Below are 16,542 nucleotides of genomic sequence, written 5' to 3'. Positions count from 1 at the left end.
CGGTGACCATCGCATGTCGGGGTCGGCGGGCGTTCACACAACCGCATACAGCTCATCCAGAGGGGCAGAGGGACACGGCCCGATGAAGCCCCGGCAACCCTCCAGCCGGTACTCGTCTTCCACGCGAGGCTCCCGGCTAGGGAAGGTGCCAAATCCGTCTCGCGACGAGATGCGTCGTGAGGAAGATGAGGAGAAAGGGCCTCGCCTCACATGGCTGTGCAGACAGTTGCCACCACCAGCGAATCCGCCGTCGACCTCGGCCCCGCCGCCGCCCTGAGCTGTCGCGAGTGCGGCCACCGGGTGCCGCTCGGACCGGTCTTCGCCTGCCAGGAGTGCTTCGGCCCGCTGGAGATCGCCTACGACTTCTCCGCCTACGACACCGAGGAACTGCGGCGCCGCATCGAGGCCGGCCCCGCCAGCATCTGGCGGTACGCGCCGCTGCTGCCGGTCCCGGCGGACGTGGCCGGCAAGCCCAACCTCAACCCGGGCTGGACCCGGCTGGTCAAGGCCGACAACCTGGCCCGCGAACTGGGCGTGACCGGCGGCCTGTACATCAAGGACGACTCCGGCAACCCGACCCACTCCTTCAAGGACCGGGTCGTCGCCCAGGCCCTGGAGGCCGCCCGCGCCTTCGGCTTCACCACGCTCTCCTGCTCCTCCACCGGCAACCTGGCCGGTGCCGTCGGCGCCGCCGCCGCCCGGGCCGGCCTGCGCTCCTGTGTGTTCATCCCGCACGACCTGGAGCAGGCCAAGATCGTCATGGCCGCGGTCTACGGCGGTGACCTCGTCGGCATCGAGGGCAACTACGACGACGTCAACCGCTTCTGTTCCGAGCTGATCGGCGACCCGGCCGGCGAGGGCTGGGGCTTCGTCAACGTCAACCTGCGGCCGTACTACGCGGAGGGCTCCAAGACCCTGGCGTACGAGATCTGCGAGCAGCTCGGCTGGCGGCTGCCCGACCAGCTCGTGATCCCGATCGCCTCCGGCTCCCAGCTGACGAAGGTCGACAAGGGGCTCCAGGAGCTGATCAGGCTGGGCCTGGTCGAGGACCGGCCGTACAAGATCTTCGGCGCCCAGGCCGCGGGCTGCTCGCCGGTGTCCACCGCCTTCAAGGCCGGCCACGACGTGGTCCGCCCGCAGAAGCCGGACACCATCGCCAAGTCCCTGGCGATCGGCAACCCGGCCGACGGGCCGTACGTCCTGGACATCGCGCGCCGCACCGGCGGTGCCGTGGAGGACGTGACGGACGAGCAGGTCGTGGACGCGATCAGGCTGCTCGCCCGCACCGAGGGGATCTTCGCGGAGACGGCGGGCGGGGTCACCGTCGGCGTCGCCCGCAAGCTGCTCGAGGACGGCGTGCTGGACCCGGCGAAGACCACGGTCGTCCTGAACACCGGCGACGGCCTGAAGACCCTGGACGCGGTGGCCGGCACCGGCCTGACCGCCACCATCCGCCCGACCCTGGACTCCTTCCGAGAGGCTGGCCTCGCATGAGCGTGACCGTTCGCATCCCCACCATCCTGCGCACCTACACCGGCGGCCGGGCCGAGGTCGCCGCCGAGGGCGGGACGCTCGGCGAGGTCATCGCCGACCTGGAGAAGAACCACACCGGGATCGCCGCCCGGGTCCTGGACGACCAGGGCAAGCTGCGCCGGTTCGTCAACGTGTACGTCAACGACGACGACGTGCGGTTCGAGCAGGGCCTGGACACGGCGACCCCCGACGGCGCCGGCGTCTCGATCATCCCGGCGGTCGCCGGCGGCTGATCGTCGCCCCCGGTCACCGCGGTAACCGAGCGTTCATCGGATTGCCCCCTCCGTAAGAGAAACGGAGGGGGCAATTCTGTGTGATTGAGCGCGGTAGAGTTGGGGAACACGGTCGCGGCCGTCGCGCCGCGGGCCCTGGATTCATGCCGCCTGCCCGACAAGAAGTAGCCAAAGTGTGCAGGTTCTTTGCGGCTTTTGTGGCTTTCATGGGGCCCGACTTGCCCTGAAGTCAGGTGAATTCTCGCCACATTCCGGACCCCTCGCGTCCAGATTTCTCGTCCGATTGACCTGTTGCAGACGGCAGTTGGACAGATACATTCAGCCGCGGTCGACGCGTTCCGGCGCACGCCCCCAGACCGGTTGGGGGGTGAGGTCTGACCCGGGTCCGCGAAGTGTGGATCTGTGCAAGGGCCAGTAATAGGGGAGTTAGGCATGGCTCAGGGCACCGTCAAGTGGTTCAACGCGGAGAAGGGGTACGGCTTCATCGCGGTCGACGGTGGTGCGGACGTATTCGTCCACTACAGCGCGATCCAGATGGACGGCTACCGCACCCTGGAAGAGGGTCAGCGGGTCGAGTTCGAGATCTCGCAGGGCCAGAAGGGTCCGCAGGCCGATATGGTTCGCGTCACCGCCTGAACATTTCTCGCGTGAAGGGCCCGCACCTCGCAGAGGGTGCGGGCCCTTCGCCATGCCTGGGCTTGGTGTGCCCTTCGCCCTGCCCGGCCTCCGGTTGCGACCTCCGGTCTCCGGCGTCCGCACGGCGGCCGGCGGCGCCCCGTACCGCTCCCGGCGCCCGGCCTCCGCCCGTCACCCGACCGCCGTCTCTTGGGGCCCGCTTCGCGAGCGCGTCTTGCACTCGGGCATGCCGAGTGCTAATCATTGCGTTAGCACTCTGAAGGTGAGAGTGACAGCGAAGGACCGGGTCGGTGAGGCCCGCGGGTCAGGTGGGGCAAGGAACCACACGGCCGGCGAGCCGTCCGTCGCGGGCGCGGGCGCGGTCCGAAGGAATCACCCCCAGTCCTGGAGGGACCACTTCACATGGCCAAGATCATCGCGTTCGACGAGGAGGCGCGGCGCGGCCTCGAGCGCGGCATGAACCAGCTCGCGGACGCCGTGAAGGTGACGCTCGGCCCCAAGGGCCGCAACGTCGTCCTCGAGAAGAAGTGGGGCGCGCCCACGATCACCAACGATGGTGTCTCCATCGCCAAGGAGATCGAGCTCGAGGACCCGTACGAGAAGATCGGCGCCGAGCTGGTCAAGGAAGTCGCCAAGAAGACGGACGACGTCGCCGGCGACGGTACGACCACGGCGACCGTGCTCGCCCAGGCCCTGGTCAAGGAGGGCCTGCGCAACGTAGCCGCCGGTGCCAACCCGATGGCCCTGAAGCGCGGTATCGAGAAGGCCGTCGAGGCCGTCTCCGCCGCCCTGCTGGAGCAGGCGAAGGACGTCGAGACCAAGGAGCAGATCGCCTCCACGGCCTCCATCTCCGCCGCCGACACCCAGATCGGCGAGCTGATCGCCGAGGCCATGGACAAGGTCGGCAAGGAAGGCGTCATCACCGTCGAGGAGAGCAACACCTTCGGCCTGGAGCTCGAGCTCACCGAGGGCATGCGCTTCGACAAGGGTTACATCTCCGCCTACTTCGCCACCGACATGGAGCGCATGGAGGCGGTGCTCGAGGACCCGTACATCCTCATCGCCAACTCCAAGATCTCCTCGGTCAAGGACCTGCTCCCGCTGCTGGAGAAGGTCATGCAGTCGGGCAAGCCGCTGCTGATCATCGCCGAGGACGTCGAGGGCGAGGCCCTGTCGACCCTGGTCGTCAACAAGATCCGCGGCACCTTCAAGTCCGTCGCCGTCAAGGCCCCGGGCTTCGGCGACCGCCGCAAGGCCATGCTCGGCGACATCGCCATCCTCACGGGCGGCGAGGTCATCTCCGAGGAGGTCGGCCTCAAGCTGGAGAACGCGACCCTGGACCTCCTGGGCCGCGCCCGCAAGGTCGTCATCACCAAGGACGAGACCACCATCGTCGACGGTGCCGGCTCCTCCGAGCAGGTCAACGGCCGGGTCAACCAGATCCGCGCCGAGATCGAGAACAGCGACTCCGACTACGACCGCGAGAAGCTGCAGGAGCGCCTGGCGAAGCTGGCCGGCGGTGTCGCGGTCATCAAGGCCGGTGCCGCCACCGAGGTGGAGCTCAAGGAGCGCAAGCACCGCATCGAGGACGCCGTCCGCAACGCGAAGGCCGCCGTCGAGGAGGGCATCGTCGCCGGTGGTGGCGTGGCCCTGCTGCAGGCCTCCCAGGTCTTCGAGAAGCTGGAGCTGGAGGGTGACGAGGCGACCGGTGCCAACGCCGTGCGCGTCGCCCTGGAGGCCCCGCTGAAGCAGATCGCCGTCAACGCCGGCCTCGAGGGCGGTGTCGTGGTGGAGAAGGTGCGCAACCTGACCCCGGGCCACGGCCTGAACGCCGCGACCGGCGAGTACGTCGACCTGGTCGCCGAGGGCATCATCGACCCGGCGAAGGTGACCCGTTCCGCGCTGCAGAACGCCGCCTCCATCGCCGCGCTGTTCCTCACCACCGAGGCCGTCATCGCCGACAAGCCGGAGAAGACCGCCGCGCCGGCCGGCGGCGGCATGCCGGGCGGTGACATGGACTTCTGATCGGCCTGACCGCTGATCGTCGTCTGTACGAACCGAGGGCGGCACCTCCTGTTCCGACAGGAGGTGCCGCCCTCGGCCGTTGTGCCCGCTGCGCCCGCGCCGCTCAGGGAGCGATGCGCAGGGAGGTGAACCGCGGCCAGGCCGTGTCCCTCGCCTCGTCGCGCACGGCCAGCGCCAGACCGCCGCCGGTGCGCGCGGGATCGGGGTCTGCCGTGGCCCGGGCCACCAGCGGGGCGCCGCCGTCCACGGTGATCCGGACCCCGCCGGGCGAGACCTCCAGGCTCAGCCGGTGCCGGGCCGCCGGGACCAGCTTGCGGACCGTGACGCGCGGGACCCCGCCGTCCGGCCGCTCGGTCACCCGCAGCCCGGTCTCCGAGACCGTGACGGTGACGGGCACCAGGCTGCCGTACCCGGTCCGCACCGACGCGCTCGTCCCGGTCCCGCTCAGCCGGTCCACGGTGGCGGTCACCCGGTAGGTGTCCCAGCCGGCCGTGGCCAGGGGCAGGTGGACGGCCGACACATACGTGCCCTTCGCCGCCCCCGTCCCGGTGAGCGCCGCCAGGCCGGTGCCCGGAGGGCTGCCCGGGAACTCCCACTGCCCGGGGTGGCCGAGCGGCTCGGGCACCTCGTCGGGTGGGCGGGCGACCCACTCGTTGAGCAGCCGCACGAAGGTGCCGGTGGACATGGCCCGCGTGATCTCCAGGCGCTGCACCTGCCGGGCGGCGGCGGCCCGGGGCCCGGCCGGCAGCGGGCGGGTGGAGACATTGGTCAGGGAGGCGGTGAACCGCTCCCGCAGCAGCCCGTCCAGGACGGAGGTGTCCCGGGTGGCGAGGTTCGTCGGCCCGGCCGTCTCCGAGAACGGGTAGGCGAACAGCCGGGGCGCCGGAAGGCGGTGGCCGGCGAACGTCCGCAGCGACTGGTCGAGGTCGGCGCGGACCCGGGTGCGGTACTCGTCCTCGGTCTCCAGCCGGCGCTGCCGCGCGAGCCACAGCCGGTTGGCGAGCCGTGACCCCCGGTGCCCGGCGGCGTCGACGGCCGCCCGCCCGTGGGCGAGGTGCGAGTGGTCCTGGAAGTCCCAGCGCCCGGAGCCCGCCATCCGGCCGATCTCGGACCAGGAGAGGTAGTAGGGGCGGTGGGTGCCGACCGCGCCGGTGATGAGATAGGCCGCCGCGCGCATCTTGTGCCTGGCGAGGATCCGGTCCGCGTAGGTCCACAGGCCCCTGGTGCCGTCGTCGAAGGTGAGGTAGACGGTGCGCGGCGCGGGGGACTGGCCCGTGCTCAGGTAGCGGGTGAACTCCGCGGTGCTCAGGGCGCGGTAGCCGGCCGCGGCCAGCGTCGACAACTGGGCGTCGAGCTGTCGCGGGGTGACGGTGTACGCGTGGGCCGGGGCCGGGTTGACGTCGTGGTAGGCGAGGACGACCGGCGCGCTGGTGCGCGGGGTGACGAGCGTGCCGGCCCCGGTGTCCGCCGCCGCGCCGGGCGCCGGGACCTGGGCGGTCACCGCGCGCCGGCCGGCGTCGGAGCGCCACGCGGTGACGAACGGGGTCGCCACCACGACGGCGGCGGCGACGCCGAGCAGGGTGCGCAGCGCCCGGCCGCCGGGCCGCCCGCCCGGCGGCCGGGCAGGGGCGGCGCCGGGGCCGTCCGCGGGGCCGCCGGGCCGCCTCACCAGGAGCCTCCCCGGGTGAGGACGACGTAGTAGAGGGCCAGGACGGCGGCCGCGGAGACCGCGGCGGCGGTCAGCCGGAACAGCCGGCCGAAGCCTTTTCCGGCCCGGCCGTGCCGGGGCGGGCGCGGGATCGGCGACGTGGCGGTCGTGAGGGTCATGCGGTAGTCCTCGTCCAGATTCCACGGCGGAGGGTGAGAGCGGCGTAGGGCAGCAGCCACGCCAGGACGCAGCAGGAGAGCAGGCTCATCAGGGGCCGGTAGCGCCAGCGCCCGTCCCCCGGGTTGTCGAGGCGGAAGGCCAGGCCCCAGATGCTGCCCTTGAGCAGCACCCCGGCCACATAGAGCGCGGTGAGCCCGGCCGCCCAGTGCAGGGGCGCCCACACGAGGTGCAGGAAGACCAGGGCCGGGGCGGCCAGCACCCACAGGGCGTGGCCGTAGTAGAGCAGGGCCGGGACGGGGCCGCGGCGCCACATGAAGCCGCCGGTGAAGAAGAGGTTGCGGAGGAAGCTCTTCTTCCAGCGGACCTGCTGGTGCAGGAAGGGACGCCAGTGCGCGGGCACGTTCGTCCACACCCGGGCGGACTTGCTGTACCCCACCAGCCAGGGCCGCTCCGGGTGGTCCTGGCCGGTGACGAACGGCGAGCCGGCGTGCCGTCGTTTGAGGGCCGGACCGCGCCAGACCTGGCCCAGCACGTATCCGGTGAGCTGCCGGTCGGTGGCGAACCGGAACGGCGCGCCCGCGAACCGGTCCTCCGCCCAGGCGGGCAGGTAGTTGTAGACGGCCTCGCGCCGGAAGGCGGCGAGCGGGCCGGAGACGCAGGTGACCGCGCCGAACGCCGCCTCGGCCGCCTTGGCGATGCGGAACTGCCCCTCGTACCAGACGTCCTGGATCCGGGTCAGCACGCTGCTGTGCGGGTTGAGGGCGCGGCAGTGCCCGCTGACCGCGCCCAGGTCCGGGTGGCGGACCATGGCCCGGACGCACCGCCGGACCGCGTCCCGGGCGAGGACGCAGTCGGAGTCGGTGAACACCAGGACGTCGCCGTCGGCCAGGGCGCAGGCGCGCACCAGGGCGGCCTTCTTGCCGAGGTTGCGGTCCAGCCGGACGACGGTGACGCCGAGTTCGTCGGCGAGGCCGTCGAGGATCTCGCCGGTGCCGTCCCGGGAGCCGTCGTCGACCACGATGATCTGGAGGCCGGGGTAGTCCGAGGCGGCCATCGAGCGGACGCACGCCTCGACGTTGCCGGCCTCGTCCTTGACGGCGAGCAGGAAGCTGACCTTCGGCCGCTCGGGCAGCGCCGGGAACGTCTCGTGGCCGCGCGCCCGGCGGCGCAGGGTGCGCACCGCGGGGTCGTCGTACTGGGTGTAGGCGAGGTAGAGCAGGCCCGCGGTGCCGGTCAGCACCGCCAGCCCGTAGCAGGTGAGCAGGTTCGGCTCGTACGGCAGCCGGACCGAGCGCCGGGCGATCAGCAGCAGCAGCGGCAGCAGCGCGACCAGTCCGAGCAGCCGGACGAGTCCGGCGCGCCCGCGCGGGTCCATCCTGTCCAGGGCACCGCCCAGGCGGGCGCGCAGCCGGTGGCGCGGGGCGGAGCCGGCCGGGGCGGGCACCGTCGCCAGGGTGCCGGGTGCGGCGCTCACCGGACCGGGACGGGGCCGGCGGGACGGATGCGGTGCCGGGTGTCCAGCACCCGCGGCACCGTGTCCAGCCAGCCGAGGTCGTCACCGGGGTGCGCGGTGTGCACGATCACCAGATCCCAGTGCTGCCGGTGCGGGTCGGCCACGGACGTGAGCCGGCGGCCGCCCGCGGTGAGGCGGGGCACGTGGCAGTCGCTGTAGTGCGCGTCGGCGCCCCGCTCGGCGAGCAGCCCGAGCAGCCGCAGCGCCGGGCTCTCCCGTACGTCGGACACCCCCGGCTTGTAGGCCGCGCCGAGGACCAGGACGCGGGCGCCGTCGAGCCGGGCGCCGTCGGCGCGCAGCCGGGCGGCGGCCTGGGCGGCGATCCGCGCGGGCCGCTCGCGCAGGGCGCTCATGGCGGCGCCGAGCACCGGCGCGGCCGGTCCGCCGGGCGGCAGCCGGTCGAGCAGGTAGTAGGGATCGCAGGGGATGCAGTGACCGCCGGCCCCGGGTCCCGGGTAGAAGGGCATGAAGCCGTACGGCTTGGTGGCGGCGGCCTCGATGACCTCGACCGGTGCCAGCCCGAGGTGCGCGCAGGCCTCCGCCAGTTCGTTGGCGAGGGCGATGTTGACCGCGCGGAAGATGTTCTCCCAGAGTTTGGCCATCTCGGCCGTCTCCGGGTCGGGCACCTGGTGGATGTGCGAGGCGGTGACCCGCAGCAGGAAGGCGGCGGCCCGGGCGCTGAGCGGTCCGGCGCCGCCGACGATCCGCGGGGTGGTCTCCGGGGTGTGGTGTGCGTTGCCCGGGTCGATGCGCTCGGGGGCGAAGGCGACGAGGACGTCCTGTTCGGCGGTCAGACCGCGGGCGGCGAGCGGGGCCAGCAGCAACTCGCGGGTGGTGCCGGCGTGGCTGGTGGAGGTCAGCACGATCAGCTGGCCCGGGACGGCCCGTTCGACCACGGTGGCGCAGGCGGCACGCAGCGCGCGCAGGTCGGGCCGGTGGTCCTCGGTGACCGGTGTCGGCACGCAGACGATGACGGCGTCGGCGCCGGGCAGGGCGCCGGCGTCGGTGGTGAGCAGGAAGGCACCGGTGTTCTGGGTGCAGGCCAGGGCGGCGTGCTGGGCCGGGAGCAGGTCCACGTCGCCGGCGCGGATGTCCGCCAGCCGGCGCTCGCTGGTGTCGACGCCGAGGACGGTGGCACCGGCGTCCAGCAGGCCGAGGGCGGTGGGCAGGCCCACATAGCCGAGACCGACTACGGCGACGGTGAGTCCGGCCAGGGAGGCGGCGCTGGTTCCGTCGTCCGCGTCGAGCCGGCCGGTCCAGCGGGCGAGGCCGGGACCGGCGCCTGCCTCCCGGGTCCCTCCGTTGCCAGCGATGTGTTGCGTAATAGTCACGTTGTGTTATTTAGAGCTCGTGGCTCCGTCTTCCGGGCGGCGCGGCGGCGGGCCGCGGGGGATTCACCCGGTTGCCGGTCTCTGTGCCTATGGCGGGTGTCACACCGCCCCGCGGGCCGGCGCGGGAATGCCGGACCGGGCTGTCGGCATTGCTTAAGGAGGTGTAACAATGCGCACGCACATACCAGTCGGTAACCCGTTATCCGCGAGGAGCCCCCATGACCGTCACCACGCCTCCCGCCTCCCGCGCGGCCCGCGTGCTGTCCCGCCCGATCACGCTCAACGGCCTCACCGTGCCCAACCGGATCGTGATGGCGCCGATGACCCGGATGTTCTCCCCGGGCGGCGTCCCCGGTGAGGACGTGCGCTCCTACTACGCGCGCCGCGCCGCCGCCGGCGTCGGCCTCATCGTCACCGAGGGCACCTACGTCGGCCACGAGTCGGCCGGCACGAGCAGCCGTGTCCCGCGCTTCCACGGCGAGGAGCAGCTCGCGGGCTGGGCGAAGGTCGCCGAGGACGTGCACGCGGCGGGCGGCACGATCGTCCCGCAGCTCTGGCACATCGGCATGGTCCGCGAGCAGGGCCGGCCGCCCTTCCCGGACGCCCCCGCCGTCGGCCCCTCCGGCCTGGTCACCGCGGGCGCCGAGCCCACCGGCAAGGCGATGACCCAGGCGGACGTGGACGACGTCGTCGCCGCCTTCGCCCGGGCCGCGGCCGACGCCGAGCGCATCGGCTTCGACGGCGTGGAGATCCACGGCGCCCACGGCTATCTGCTGGACCAGTTCCTGTGGGAGGGCACCAACCGCCGTACCGACGCCTACGGCGGCGACCCGGTGGCCCGCGCCCGGTTCTCCGCGGAGATCGTCGCCGCGGTCCGCGCGGCCGTGTCCCCGCGGTTCCCGGTCATCTTCCGCTTCTCGCAGTGGAAGCAGCAGGACTACACCGCCCGCCTCGCCGAGACCCCGGGCGAGCTGGAGGCCATCCTCGCCCCGCTCACGGCGGCCGGCGTCGACGTCTTCCACGCCTCCACCCGCCGCTACTGGCTGCCCGAGTTCGAAGGCTCGGACCTCAACCTGGCCGGCTGGACGAAGAAGCTCACCGGCAAGCCGGTCATCACCGTCGGCTCGGTCGGCCTCGACGGCGACTTCGTCAACGCCTTCCAGGGCGAGGACTCCCCGGTCAAGGGCATCGACAACCTGCTGGACCGGCTGGAGGCCGACGAGTTCGACCTGGTGGCCGTCGGCCGTGCGCTGCTCCAGGACCCCGAGTGGGCGGCGAAGGTCCTCGACGACCGCTTTGACGAGCTGAAGCCGTACGACGCCTCGGCGGTCAACACCCTGAGCTGACCGCTCCGGCCGCCCGTCAGAGGTTGCCCATCGGCTCGATGTCGACCCGCACGGGTGTGCCCCACACCCGCAGCACCTCGTAGTCGGTGAACTCGTGGACGAGCCGGTACGCCATGGCGGGCCGGGAGCCGTGCCGCTGGGCCGCGAGATAGGCCTCCGCCTCGCGCCGGTCCCGGCGCGGCGTCCCGCACAGCTGCCACTCCTGCCCGTTCCACAGCTCCGGCAGCCACCGCTGCTGCGGCTGCGGGCGGTCACCGCGCACGCCGTACCGGGAGGGCGCGGTGGGGACCGGTTCCCCCGGGCGGGGCCGCGTGCCCTGGAACTCCGAGCGGCGCGCGGCCCGGCGCCGGGTCTCGCACAGCAGGCACAGATCGGGCGCGCTCTCGTCCACGGGCCCCTGCGGGTGCTCGCGGCACCGGGTGGCGGGCGCGCCCGCGCCGACGCTCTCCTCCAGCAGGTCGAGGGCGCGCCGCAGATCGTCCTTGATCTCGTGCAGCCGGGCGTCCGGGGTGTCGGCGGTCAGGGCCTCTCCGTGCTCCCCGAGCAGCCGGAGAGCCCGTCCGAGGGCGGTGAGCTGGGCGTGGTTCATATGGGTCGGTCGCCTCCTTCCCTCCATGGTGCCCCGCCGCGTCCGGCACCGGCCGCCCGGTGTCCCCGCGGGCCGCGCCCGTGGTGGAGTGGCATCCGTGACGACGACCCGCGCGGCCCGCCCGCTCGACGCCCTCCACCGCTTCAACGCGGCCCACCCGTGGGACCACAACGCCCACTACCACCCGTGGCTGCTACGGCAGTTGCCCCGCCGTTTCGGCACCGCCCTGGACGTGGGCTGCGGCAGCGGCGACCTGGCGCGGCTGCTCGCCCGGCGCGCCCGGGAGGTGCACGGCATCGACGCCGACCCGGACATCCTGGCCCGGGCCCGCGCGGCGACGCCCGGGTCGGCGCGGGTCCGCTACAGCGTGGCCGACGCCTCCCGAGAACTCCCCGCCGGCCGCTACGACGTCATCACCTGCGTCGCCGCGCTGCACCACCTCCCGCTCGCCGGGACCCTCATCCGCTTCCGCCGCCAGCTCGCGCCCGGCGGCACGCTGGTCGTCGTCGGCTGCGCGCGGGCGTCGGGCCCGGCGGACCATGCGCTCGCCCTGGCCGCCGTACCGCCGAACGCGCTGCTGGGCTGGGCGAAGAACCGCGGCCGGCCGGCCCCGCACCGGCCCGCCGCCATGACGGCCCGCACCCGGGAGCCGGCCGAGAGCTTCGCCGAGATCTCCCGCACGGCCCGCCGGCTGCTGCCCGGCGCCCGGCTGCGCCGCCGGCTGTTCTGGCGCTACACCCTGGTCTGGCGGGCCCCCTGACGCGGACCGCCACCCCGCGCCAGCGCGGCCCGCAGATGGCCGGCGGACTCCTCCAGCAGCCGGGCGGCCGTCGGCCCGTCGACGCCGGTGAGCAGGGCCAGGATGGCGTGTTTGACCTCGCCGCCGGTCTCCGTGAGCGCCTTGTCGATCTCGGCGTCGTCCGCGCCCGTGGCCAGCGCGACGATCCGGTGCGAGCGGGCCCGCAGCTTGGCGTTGGAGGCGCGCACGTCGACCATCAGGTTCCCGTACGTCTTGCCGAGCCGGATCATCGTGATCGTCGACAGCATGTTCAGCACCAGCTTCTGGGCCGTGCCCGCCTTCAGCCGGGTGGAGCCGGTGATCAGCTCCGGGCCCACCACCACCTCGATGCCGTGCTCGGCGGCGGCCGCGAGCGCGCTGTGCTCGTTGCAGGCCAGGCCGATGGTCAGCGCACCGACGGCGCGGGCGTGCTCGACGGCGCCGACGGCGTAGGGGGTGCGGCCGGAGGCGGAGACGCCGACCACGCTGTCGTCGGGCGTCAGCTTGAGCGCGTCCAGGTCCCGGCGGGCCAGCTCGGCGGAGTCCTCGGCGCCCTCCACGGAGGTGACCATCGCCGGGGGCCCGCCCGCGATCAGACCCACGACCTGCTCCGGATCGGTGTTGAAGGTGGGCGGGCACTCGGAGGCGTCCAGCACGCCCAGCCGGCCGGCGGTGCCGGCACCGGCGTAGACGAGGCGTCCGCCGCGGGCCATGCGCTCGGCGACGGCGTCGATGGCGGCGGCGATCCGCGGCAGCCGGGCGGCCACGGCGGCGGGCACGCCCGCGTCCTCGCCGTTCATCAGCCGGGCGATCTCCAGGGTGGGCAGCCGGTCGATGTCGGCCAGCTCGGGACGGAAGGCCTCGGTGGTCAGGGAGGCCAGCTGACTGCGGAGGTCGGAAGAGGTCATTTTGGGGGGCGGCTCTCTCCAGTACGGGGAGCGCGGTCCGCCACGGCGGACCCGCGGATCCCCACGAACGGTCGGTCCTGCGGTCTACCGCGCGGTGTTGCGGTGCCGGTGCGCCAGCGCCTCGTACGACGCCGCCAGCGCCGGCGCCGCCGTCTCGTACGTCCGCTGCGCCACTCCCACGAACAGACAGTCCACCACGAGCAGCTGGCTGGTCCGCGAGGACATCGCGGCGGGCCGCAGCTCGGTCTCCCGAGAGGTGGACGTGGTCAGCACGAGGTCGGCGTACTGCGTGACGGCGGAGTCGGGTCTGCCGGTGATGGCCACCGTCGTCGCCCCGTGCTCGAAGGCCACCCGGAGCGGTTCGATGACGTCCCCCGTCGCCCCGGAGTGGGTGATGGCGAGCGCCACGTCACCCGAACGGAGCTGCACCGCGTTGGTCACCGCGAGGTGCGGGTCGCTGTGCGCGTGGGCTATGAGCCCTATCCGCAGCAGCTTCTGGGTGAGGTCCTGGGCGACCAGTCCGGAGGCGCCGACGCCGTACACGTCGGTGCGCCGGGCGGCGGCCAGTGCGGTGACGGCCGCGCCGAGCTGCCCGGTGTCGAGCCCGGCGGCCGTGTCGGCGAGGGTCTGCTGCTCCTCGTAGGCCAGCTTGGTGACGACGTCGGCGATGGGGTCGTCCACCGCGATGTCGGTCGTGATCGCGGGCGCGCGGCCGGACTGCTGCTGGGCGGCGAGTCCGGCCAGGGCGAGCCGCAGGTCGCGGTAGCCCGGATAGCCCAGCAGCCGGGCGGTGCGCACCACCGTGGCCTCGCTGGTGCCGGTGAGTTCGGCGAGGCCGGTGACCGTGAGCGCGGCGCAGCCGGCCGGGTCGCCGGCGACCGCCTCGGCGACCCGCTGCATGGACCGGGTCATGGAGGGGGCGAGCGTGCGCACCTTGGCGGCGAGCGAGCCGCCCGGGCTGCCGAAACTTTCCTTCACGTCCTGGGTCACGAATGAAAGATATTTTCGGTTCGGTGCCGGGGTCAAGAGTGCGCACAATGGGGTGCATGGACCCCATCAGCCCTCTGGAACAGGCGTTGCACGCCGCCCGCGCCCTGGTGCTCGCCGACCTCGTCGCGGGCCAGGCCGCCGAGGCGGACGTGGTCTCGCTGGTGGAGGACTCCATCGCGCAGCGGCGCTGGTGGGTCGAGCAGTGGCCGGACGGCGCGGGCTTCGTCGCCGGGCTGGTCGCCCAGGACGTGCAGGACGCGCTGCTGGACCGGTACGGCCGCTGGCCGCTGTGCCCGGTGTGCGGCTCCGGCGACCCGCACGCGCTGGACGTGGAACCGGAACTGGGCCCCGATCCGCACTGGGTGTGCCACAAGGCGGGCGTCCGGGTGGCGTCGGTGGGCTCGCTGGGCTCGGCCACCGGACCGGCGGCCTCCTCGTGACGCTGTACGTCGACCCGCCCGCCTGGCCCGGCCACGGACGCATGTGGTCGCACCTGGTGAGCGATGTGTCGTACGCCGAACTCCACGCCTTCGCCGAGCGGTTGGGCCTGCCGGGGCGGGCCTTCGACGGCGACCACTACGACCTTCCGTCGCACCGGTACGCGGACGCGGTGGCCGCCGGGGCGGTGGAAGTCGGCAGCCGCGAGGTGGTACGGCTGCTGCGCGCCTCGGGCCTGCGCCGCCCGAAGGGACTGCGCGCGCGGGGCGGGTGAGACCGGGGGGTCCGGTGAGGCTGGGGCCGGGATGCGGGTGCGGTGCGGGTGAGGCTGCGGGGTCCGGTGCGGGTGCGGTCCGGGTGAGCCGGGGCCGGGGCGCGGATGCCGGTGCGGGTGCGGCCGGGGCGCGGGTGAGACCGCGGGGGTCCGGCGCGGGTGAGGTCGCGGCCGGGACGTGGGTGCCGTGCCGGCCGCGGGGTGCTCAGGCGCGGCGCAGGTAGAGGCGGAGGCCGGACTCCATGCCCTGCTCGTCGTGGGCGGTGCGCTCCTCCTCCACGGTCGCCCGGGTGAAGCCCGCGCGGTCCGCGACGCGCTGCGAGGCGACGTTGTCGTGCTCGATGGTCAGCGTGACCAGGCCGACGTCCTCCCGGGCCAGCGCCCACTCGGCCAGCGCGCGCAGCGCCTCGGTGGCGTAGCCCTGGCCGCGGGCGCTCTCGACGAGGTCGTAGCCGATCTCCACCCGGCTCTCCTCGTCCGGGGCGCCGTGGAAGCCGATGCCGCCGAGGGCGCGGCCGTCCTCCTCCCGGACGAGCACGAAGACGCCGAACTCCGGCCGGTGCACGCCCGCTTCGTACGCCTTCACCAGATAGCCGGCGGCCTCCCGGGTGCCGTCGAACGGTCCGCCGTCCGGCCAGTCGAAGCCGCCGTCGCCGCCGAGGCCCAGGTCGCGGGCGACGGCCGGGCGGACGCCGGTCAGGGTGATGCGCCCGGCGGGGATGACCAGGTTGTTGCGCCAGCGCCACTCGGTGACCGGGGCGCGGCCGGGCAGCTCCCCGCGGCCGGTGGCCCACAGCAGGGTCGGCCAGGGCGCGGAGCCGGGCTGGACGTGCGGGAAGAGCCAGGCCAGCACGGATTCGGCGAGTCCCGCGGGCGGTTCGTAGGGCAGGCCGAGGCCCCGGGCCATGTCGTGGGTGTGCAGCAGCACCTCGGCGATGCCCATGGCGGCGAAGCCCTGGCGGTCCGCACTGCCGAACGGGTAGGTGTGGTAGCCGCGCACACCGGGCGGCGCGCTGCGCACGGCCGCGGCCAGCAGGGCGCCGGTCGCCCCGACGACGTCCAGCAGCTCCCCGTTGCCGGCGCCCTGGTCGAGGGTCAGCTCGAAGGGGAAGTAGGCGTCCTCGGCCCGTCCGGCCAGGTTGGCGGCGTAGGCGGCGAGGTCGTCGGCGACGTGCACGGCGGTGGTGTGGCAGTCCCACTCCAGTCCGCCGGCCGGCACGGCCCTCCAGTCGCGGTCCGCCGCCGGGCGCAGGGCCGCGATGCAGCTCGCGACGGCCTCGGTCACGTCGTCCCCGTTTATCGGTCGCATGGGCGAACCCTAGGGGGCCGGTTCCGTCAGGTCGACAGCATTTCCAGCTCGGCCGCGAGGTTGTAGCGCGCGGTGGCCTCCCAGTGCTCCCGCCCGTACGGGGTGTGGAACAGCCGGGGCAGGCCGAGGAGTTGCCGCAGGATCGCCGAACGGCCGGCGCGGAAGGCGTCGCCGGGCACGAAGTGGTACTCCTCGCGGACCGCGGCGGTGTAGGCGGCGTACGCGGACGGGGGCGCGGCCAGGATCGCCAGGTCGGCGTCGCACAGCACCTGGCCGTCGCGGTCGTCCTCGGCCGGGTCGTGGCCGGCGGTGAGCCGGACCAGCCGGGCCACCTCGGCCGTCTTCGCGTCCGGGACGCCGGCCTCCCTCAGGGCGCGCTCGGCCAGCCGCGCGGACCGCTCCTCGTTCTCCGACCGCTCGGGCAGGTACACGGCGTCGTGGAACCAGGCGGCCAGCCGGACCACGTCCGGATCCGCCGCGCAGGTCTCCAGGGCGTCGACGTGGTCGAGTACGGCGGTGAGGTGGGCGACCGTGTGGTACCGGCGCTGGGGCTCCTGCCAGCGGGCGAGCAGGTTGTCGGCGTAGGGGGCGGGGTCGGGACCGCCGCCGGGGGAGCGGACCGCCGTCAGCGCCCGGACGAAACGGGAACGCAGGTCGTGCGGAGGCGTGTCGTGCGGACGCGGGTCGTCGAGATCGGCCATGCCCCCCATTCTCCCGCGCCCCCACCCGCCGGACCCGCCCCCTCGGACGTCAACGGTCGGTCCGCCCCCGCATGCGATTTCCGGCATCCGGCTTCCGGCGTCCTTCGTGC

General features: G+C 73.6%; 17 protein-coding genes and 1 riboswitch. Of the genes, 8 read left to right on the top strand and 9 right to left on the bottom strand.

Translation table 11 applies throughout. The features are described from left to right. Positions 1 to 49 precede the first annotated feature (49 nt). A riboswitch (SAM riboswitch) is annotated at positions 50 to 192 on the top strand. Between the two features lie 18 nt (positions 193 to 210). The 4 genes from thrC (at position 211) to groL (ending at position 4,427) form a co-directional block, all read left to right on the top strand. Beyond that, the gene (thrC, locus tag ACZ4SV_RS24690; RefSeq protein WP_468006465.1) at positions 211 to 1,494 is read left to right on the top strand and encodes a threonine synthase; all 1,284 of its coding nucleotides are present in this window, start codon (positions 211 to 213) and stop codon (positions 1,492 to 1,494) included. After that, a complete protein-coding gene (locus ACZ4SV_RS24685; protein ID WP_397942563.1) occupies positions 1,491 to 1,766 on the top strand; it encodes a MoaD/ThiS family protein in 276 nt (91 codons plus the stop codon). The genes thrC and ACZ4SV_RS24685 overlap by 4 nt, the downstream gene beginning before the upstream one ends. Positions 1,767 to 2,198: 432 nt before the next feature. Further along, positions 2,199 to 2,402, top strand: coding sequence for a cold-shock protein (locus ACZ4SV_RS24680; protein WP_004986573.1), 204 nt, complete (start codon positions 2,199 to 2,201; stop codon positions 2,400 to 2,402). A 402-nt stretch (positions 2,403 to 2,804) separates the two neighbouring features. Then, on the top strand, positions 2,805 to 4,427 hold the full coding sequence (groL, locus tag ACZ4SV_RS24675) for a chaperonin GroEL (RefSeq protein WP_468006463.1): 1,623 nt from the start codon (positions 2,805 to 2,807) through the stop codon (positions 4,425 to 4,427). A 103-nt stretch (positions 4,428 to 4,530) separates the two neighbouring features. On the opposite strand, the gene ACZ4SV_RS24670 is transcribed toward groL, so the two are convergent. From ACZ4SV_RS24670 to ACZ4SV_RS24655, 4 genes are read right to left on the bottom strand one after another with little or no spacing between them, the layout of a single operon-like run. Beyond that, on the bottom strand, positions 4,531 to 6,096 hold the full coding sequence (locus ACZ4SV_RS24670) for a polysaccharide deacetylase family protein (protein ID WP_468006461.1): 1,566 nt from the start codon (positions 6,094 to 6,096) through the stop codon (positions 4,531 to 4,533). Then, the gene (locus ACZ4SV_RS24665) at positions 6,093 to 6,254 is read right to left on the bottom strand and encodes a hypothetical protein (RefSeq protein WP_468006460.1); all 162 of its coding nucleotides are present in this window, start codon (positions 6,252 to 6,254) and stop codon (positions 6,093 to 6,095) included. Before ACZ4SV_RS24665 ends, ACZ4SV_RS24670 begins: the two co-directional genes overlap by 4 nt. Continuing rightward, on the bottom strand, positions 6,251 to 7,729 hold the full coding sequence (locus tag ACZ4SV_RS24660; RefSeq protein ID WP_468006458.1) for a glycosyltransferase family 2 protein: 1,479 nt from the start codon (positions 7,727 to 7,729) through the stop codon (positions 6,251 to 6,253). Before ACZ4SV_RS24660 ends, ACZ4SV_RS24665 begins: the two co-directional genes overlap by 4 nt. After that, positions 7,726 to 9,099, bottom strand: coding sequence for a nucleotide sugar dehydrogenase (locus tag ACZ4SV_RS24655; protein ID WP_468006456.1), 1,374 nt, complete (start codon positions 9,097 to 9,099; stop codon positions 7,726 to 7,728). Before ACZ4SV_RS24655 ends, ACZ4SV_RS24660 begins: the two co-directional genes overlap by 4 nt. 218 nt (positions 9,100 to 9,317) lie before the next feature. Between ACZ4SV_RS24655 and ACZ4SV_RS24650 the strand changes: the two genes are divergently transcribed. Beyond that, on the top strand, positions 9,318 to 10,445 hold the full coding sequence (locus ACZ4SV_RS24650; protein WP_468006454.1) for an NADH:flavin oxidoreductase: 1,128 nt from the start codon (positions 9,318 to 9,320) through the stop codon (positions 10,443 to 10,445). A gap of 16 nt (positions 10,446 to 10,461) precedes the next feature. Here the strand turns inward: ACZ4SV_RS24650 and ACZ4SV_RS24645 are convergent, their stop codons facing one another. After that, positions 10,462 to 11,034, bottom strand: a complete 573-nt coding sequence (locus ACZ4SV_RS24645) for a hypothetical protein (RefSeq protein WP_365879201.1) — start codon at positions 11,032 to 11,034, stop codon at positions 10,462 to 10,464. A gap of 88 nt (positions 11,035 to 11,122) precedes the next feature. On the opposite strand from ACZ4SV_RS24645, the gene ACZ4SV_RS24640 reads away from it, so the two are divergent. After that, positions 11,123 to 11,794: a class I SAM-dependent methyltransferase gene (locus ACZ4SV_RS24640; RefSeq protein ID WP_468006452.1), complete on the top strand. Its 672-nt coding sequence runs from the start codon at positions 11,123 to 11,125 to the stop codon at positions 11,792 to 11,794. Here the strand turns inward: ACZ4SV_RS24640 and murQ are convergent. Continuing rightward, a complete protein-coding gene (gene murQ, locus ACZ4SV_RS24635) occupies positions 11,767 to 12,720 on the bottom strand; it encodes an N-acetylmuramic acid 6-phosphate etherase (RefSeq protein WP_468006450.1) in 954 nt (317 codons plus the stop codon). The two genes, ACZ4SV_RS24640 and murQ, sit on opposite strands and share 28 nt — an antisense overlap. Positions 12,721 to 12,804: 84 nt before the next feature. Then, the gene (locus tag ACZ4SV_RS24630) at positions 12,805 to 13,710 is read right to left on the bottom strand and encodes a MurR/RpiR family transcriptional regulator (RefSeq protein ID WP_365879207.1); all 906 of its coding nucleotides are present in this window, start codon (positions 13,708 to 13,710) and stop codon (positions 12,805 to 12,807) included. Between the two features lie 56 nt (positions 13,711 to 13,766). On the opposite strand from ACZ4SV_RS24630, the gene ACZ4SV_RS24625 reads away from it, so the two are divergent. Continuing rightward, positions 13,767 to 14,150 carry a hypothetical protein gene (locus tag ACZ4SV_RS24625; RefSeq protein ID WP_365879209.1) on the top strand — a complete coding sequence of 128 codons (384 nt, stop codon included), beginning with the start codon at positions 13,767 to 13,769 and terminating at the stop codon, positions 14,148 to 14,150. Then, complete coding sequence (locus ACZ4SV_RS24620; protein WP_365879211.1) at positions 14,147 to 14,422, top strand: DUF4031 domain-containing protein; 276 nt, start codon at positions 14,147 to 14,149, stop codon at positions 14,420 to 14,422. Before ACZ4SV_RS24625 ends, ACZ4SV_RS24620 begins: the two co-directional genes overlap by 4 nt. Before the next feature lie 205 nt (positions 14,423 to 14,627). Here ACZ4SV_RS24620 and ACZ4SV_RS24615 read toward each other — a convergent pair whose 3' ends face one another. Beyond that, complete coding sequence (locus tag ACZ4SV_RS24615) at positions 14,628 to 15,731, bottom strand: GNAT family N-acetyltransferase (protein WP_468006447.1); 1,104 nt, start codon at positions 15,729 to 15,731, stop codon at positions 14,628 to 14,630. Positions 15,732 to 15,757: 26 nt separating this feature from the next. After that, on the bottom strand, positions 15,758 to 16,432 hold the full coding sequence (locus ACZ4SV_RS24610; protein ID WP_468006445.1) for an HD domain-containing protein: 675 nt from the start codon (positions 16,430 to 16,432) through the stop codon (positions 15,758 to 15,760). Positions 16,433 to 16,542 lie beyond the last annotated feature (110 nt).

It is taken from the genome of Streptomyces sp. NPDC027672 (genome assembly GCF_055566335.1).
The sequence above is the reverse complement of the archived record's forward strand: the minus strand, read 5'-3'. Positions and strand labels throughout refer to the sequence as shown.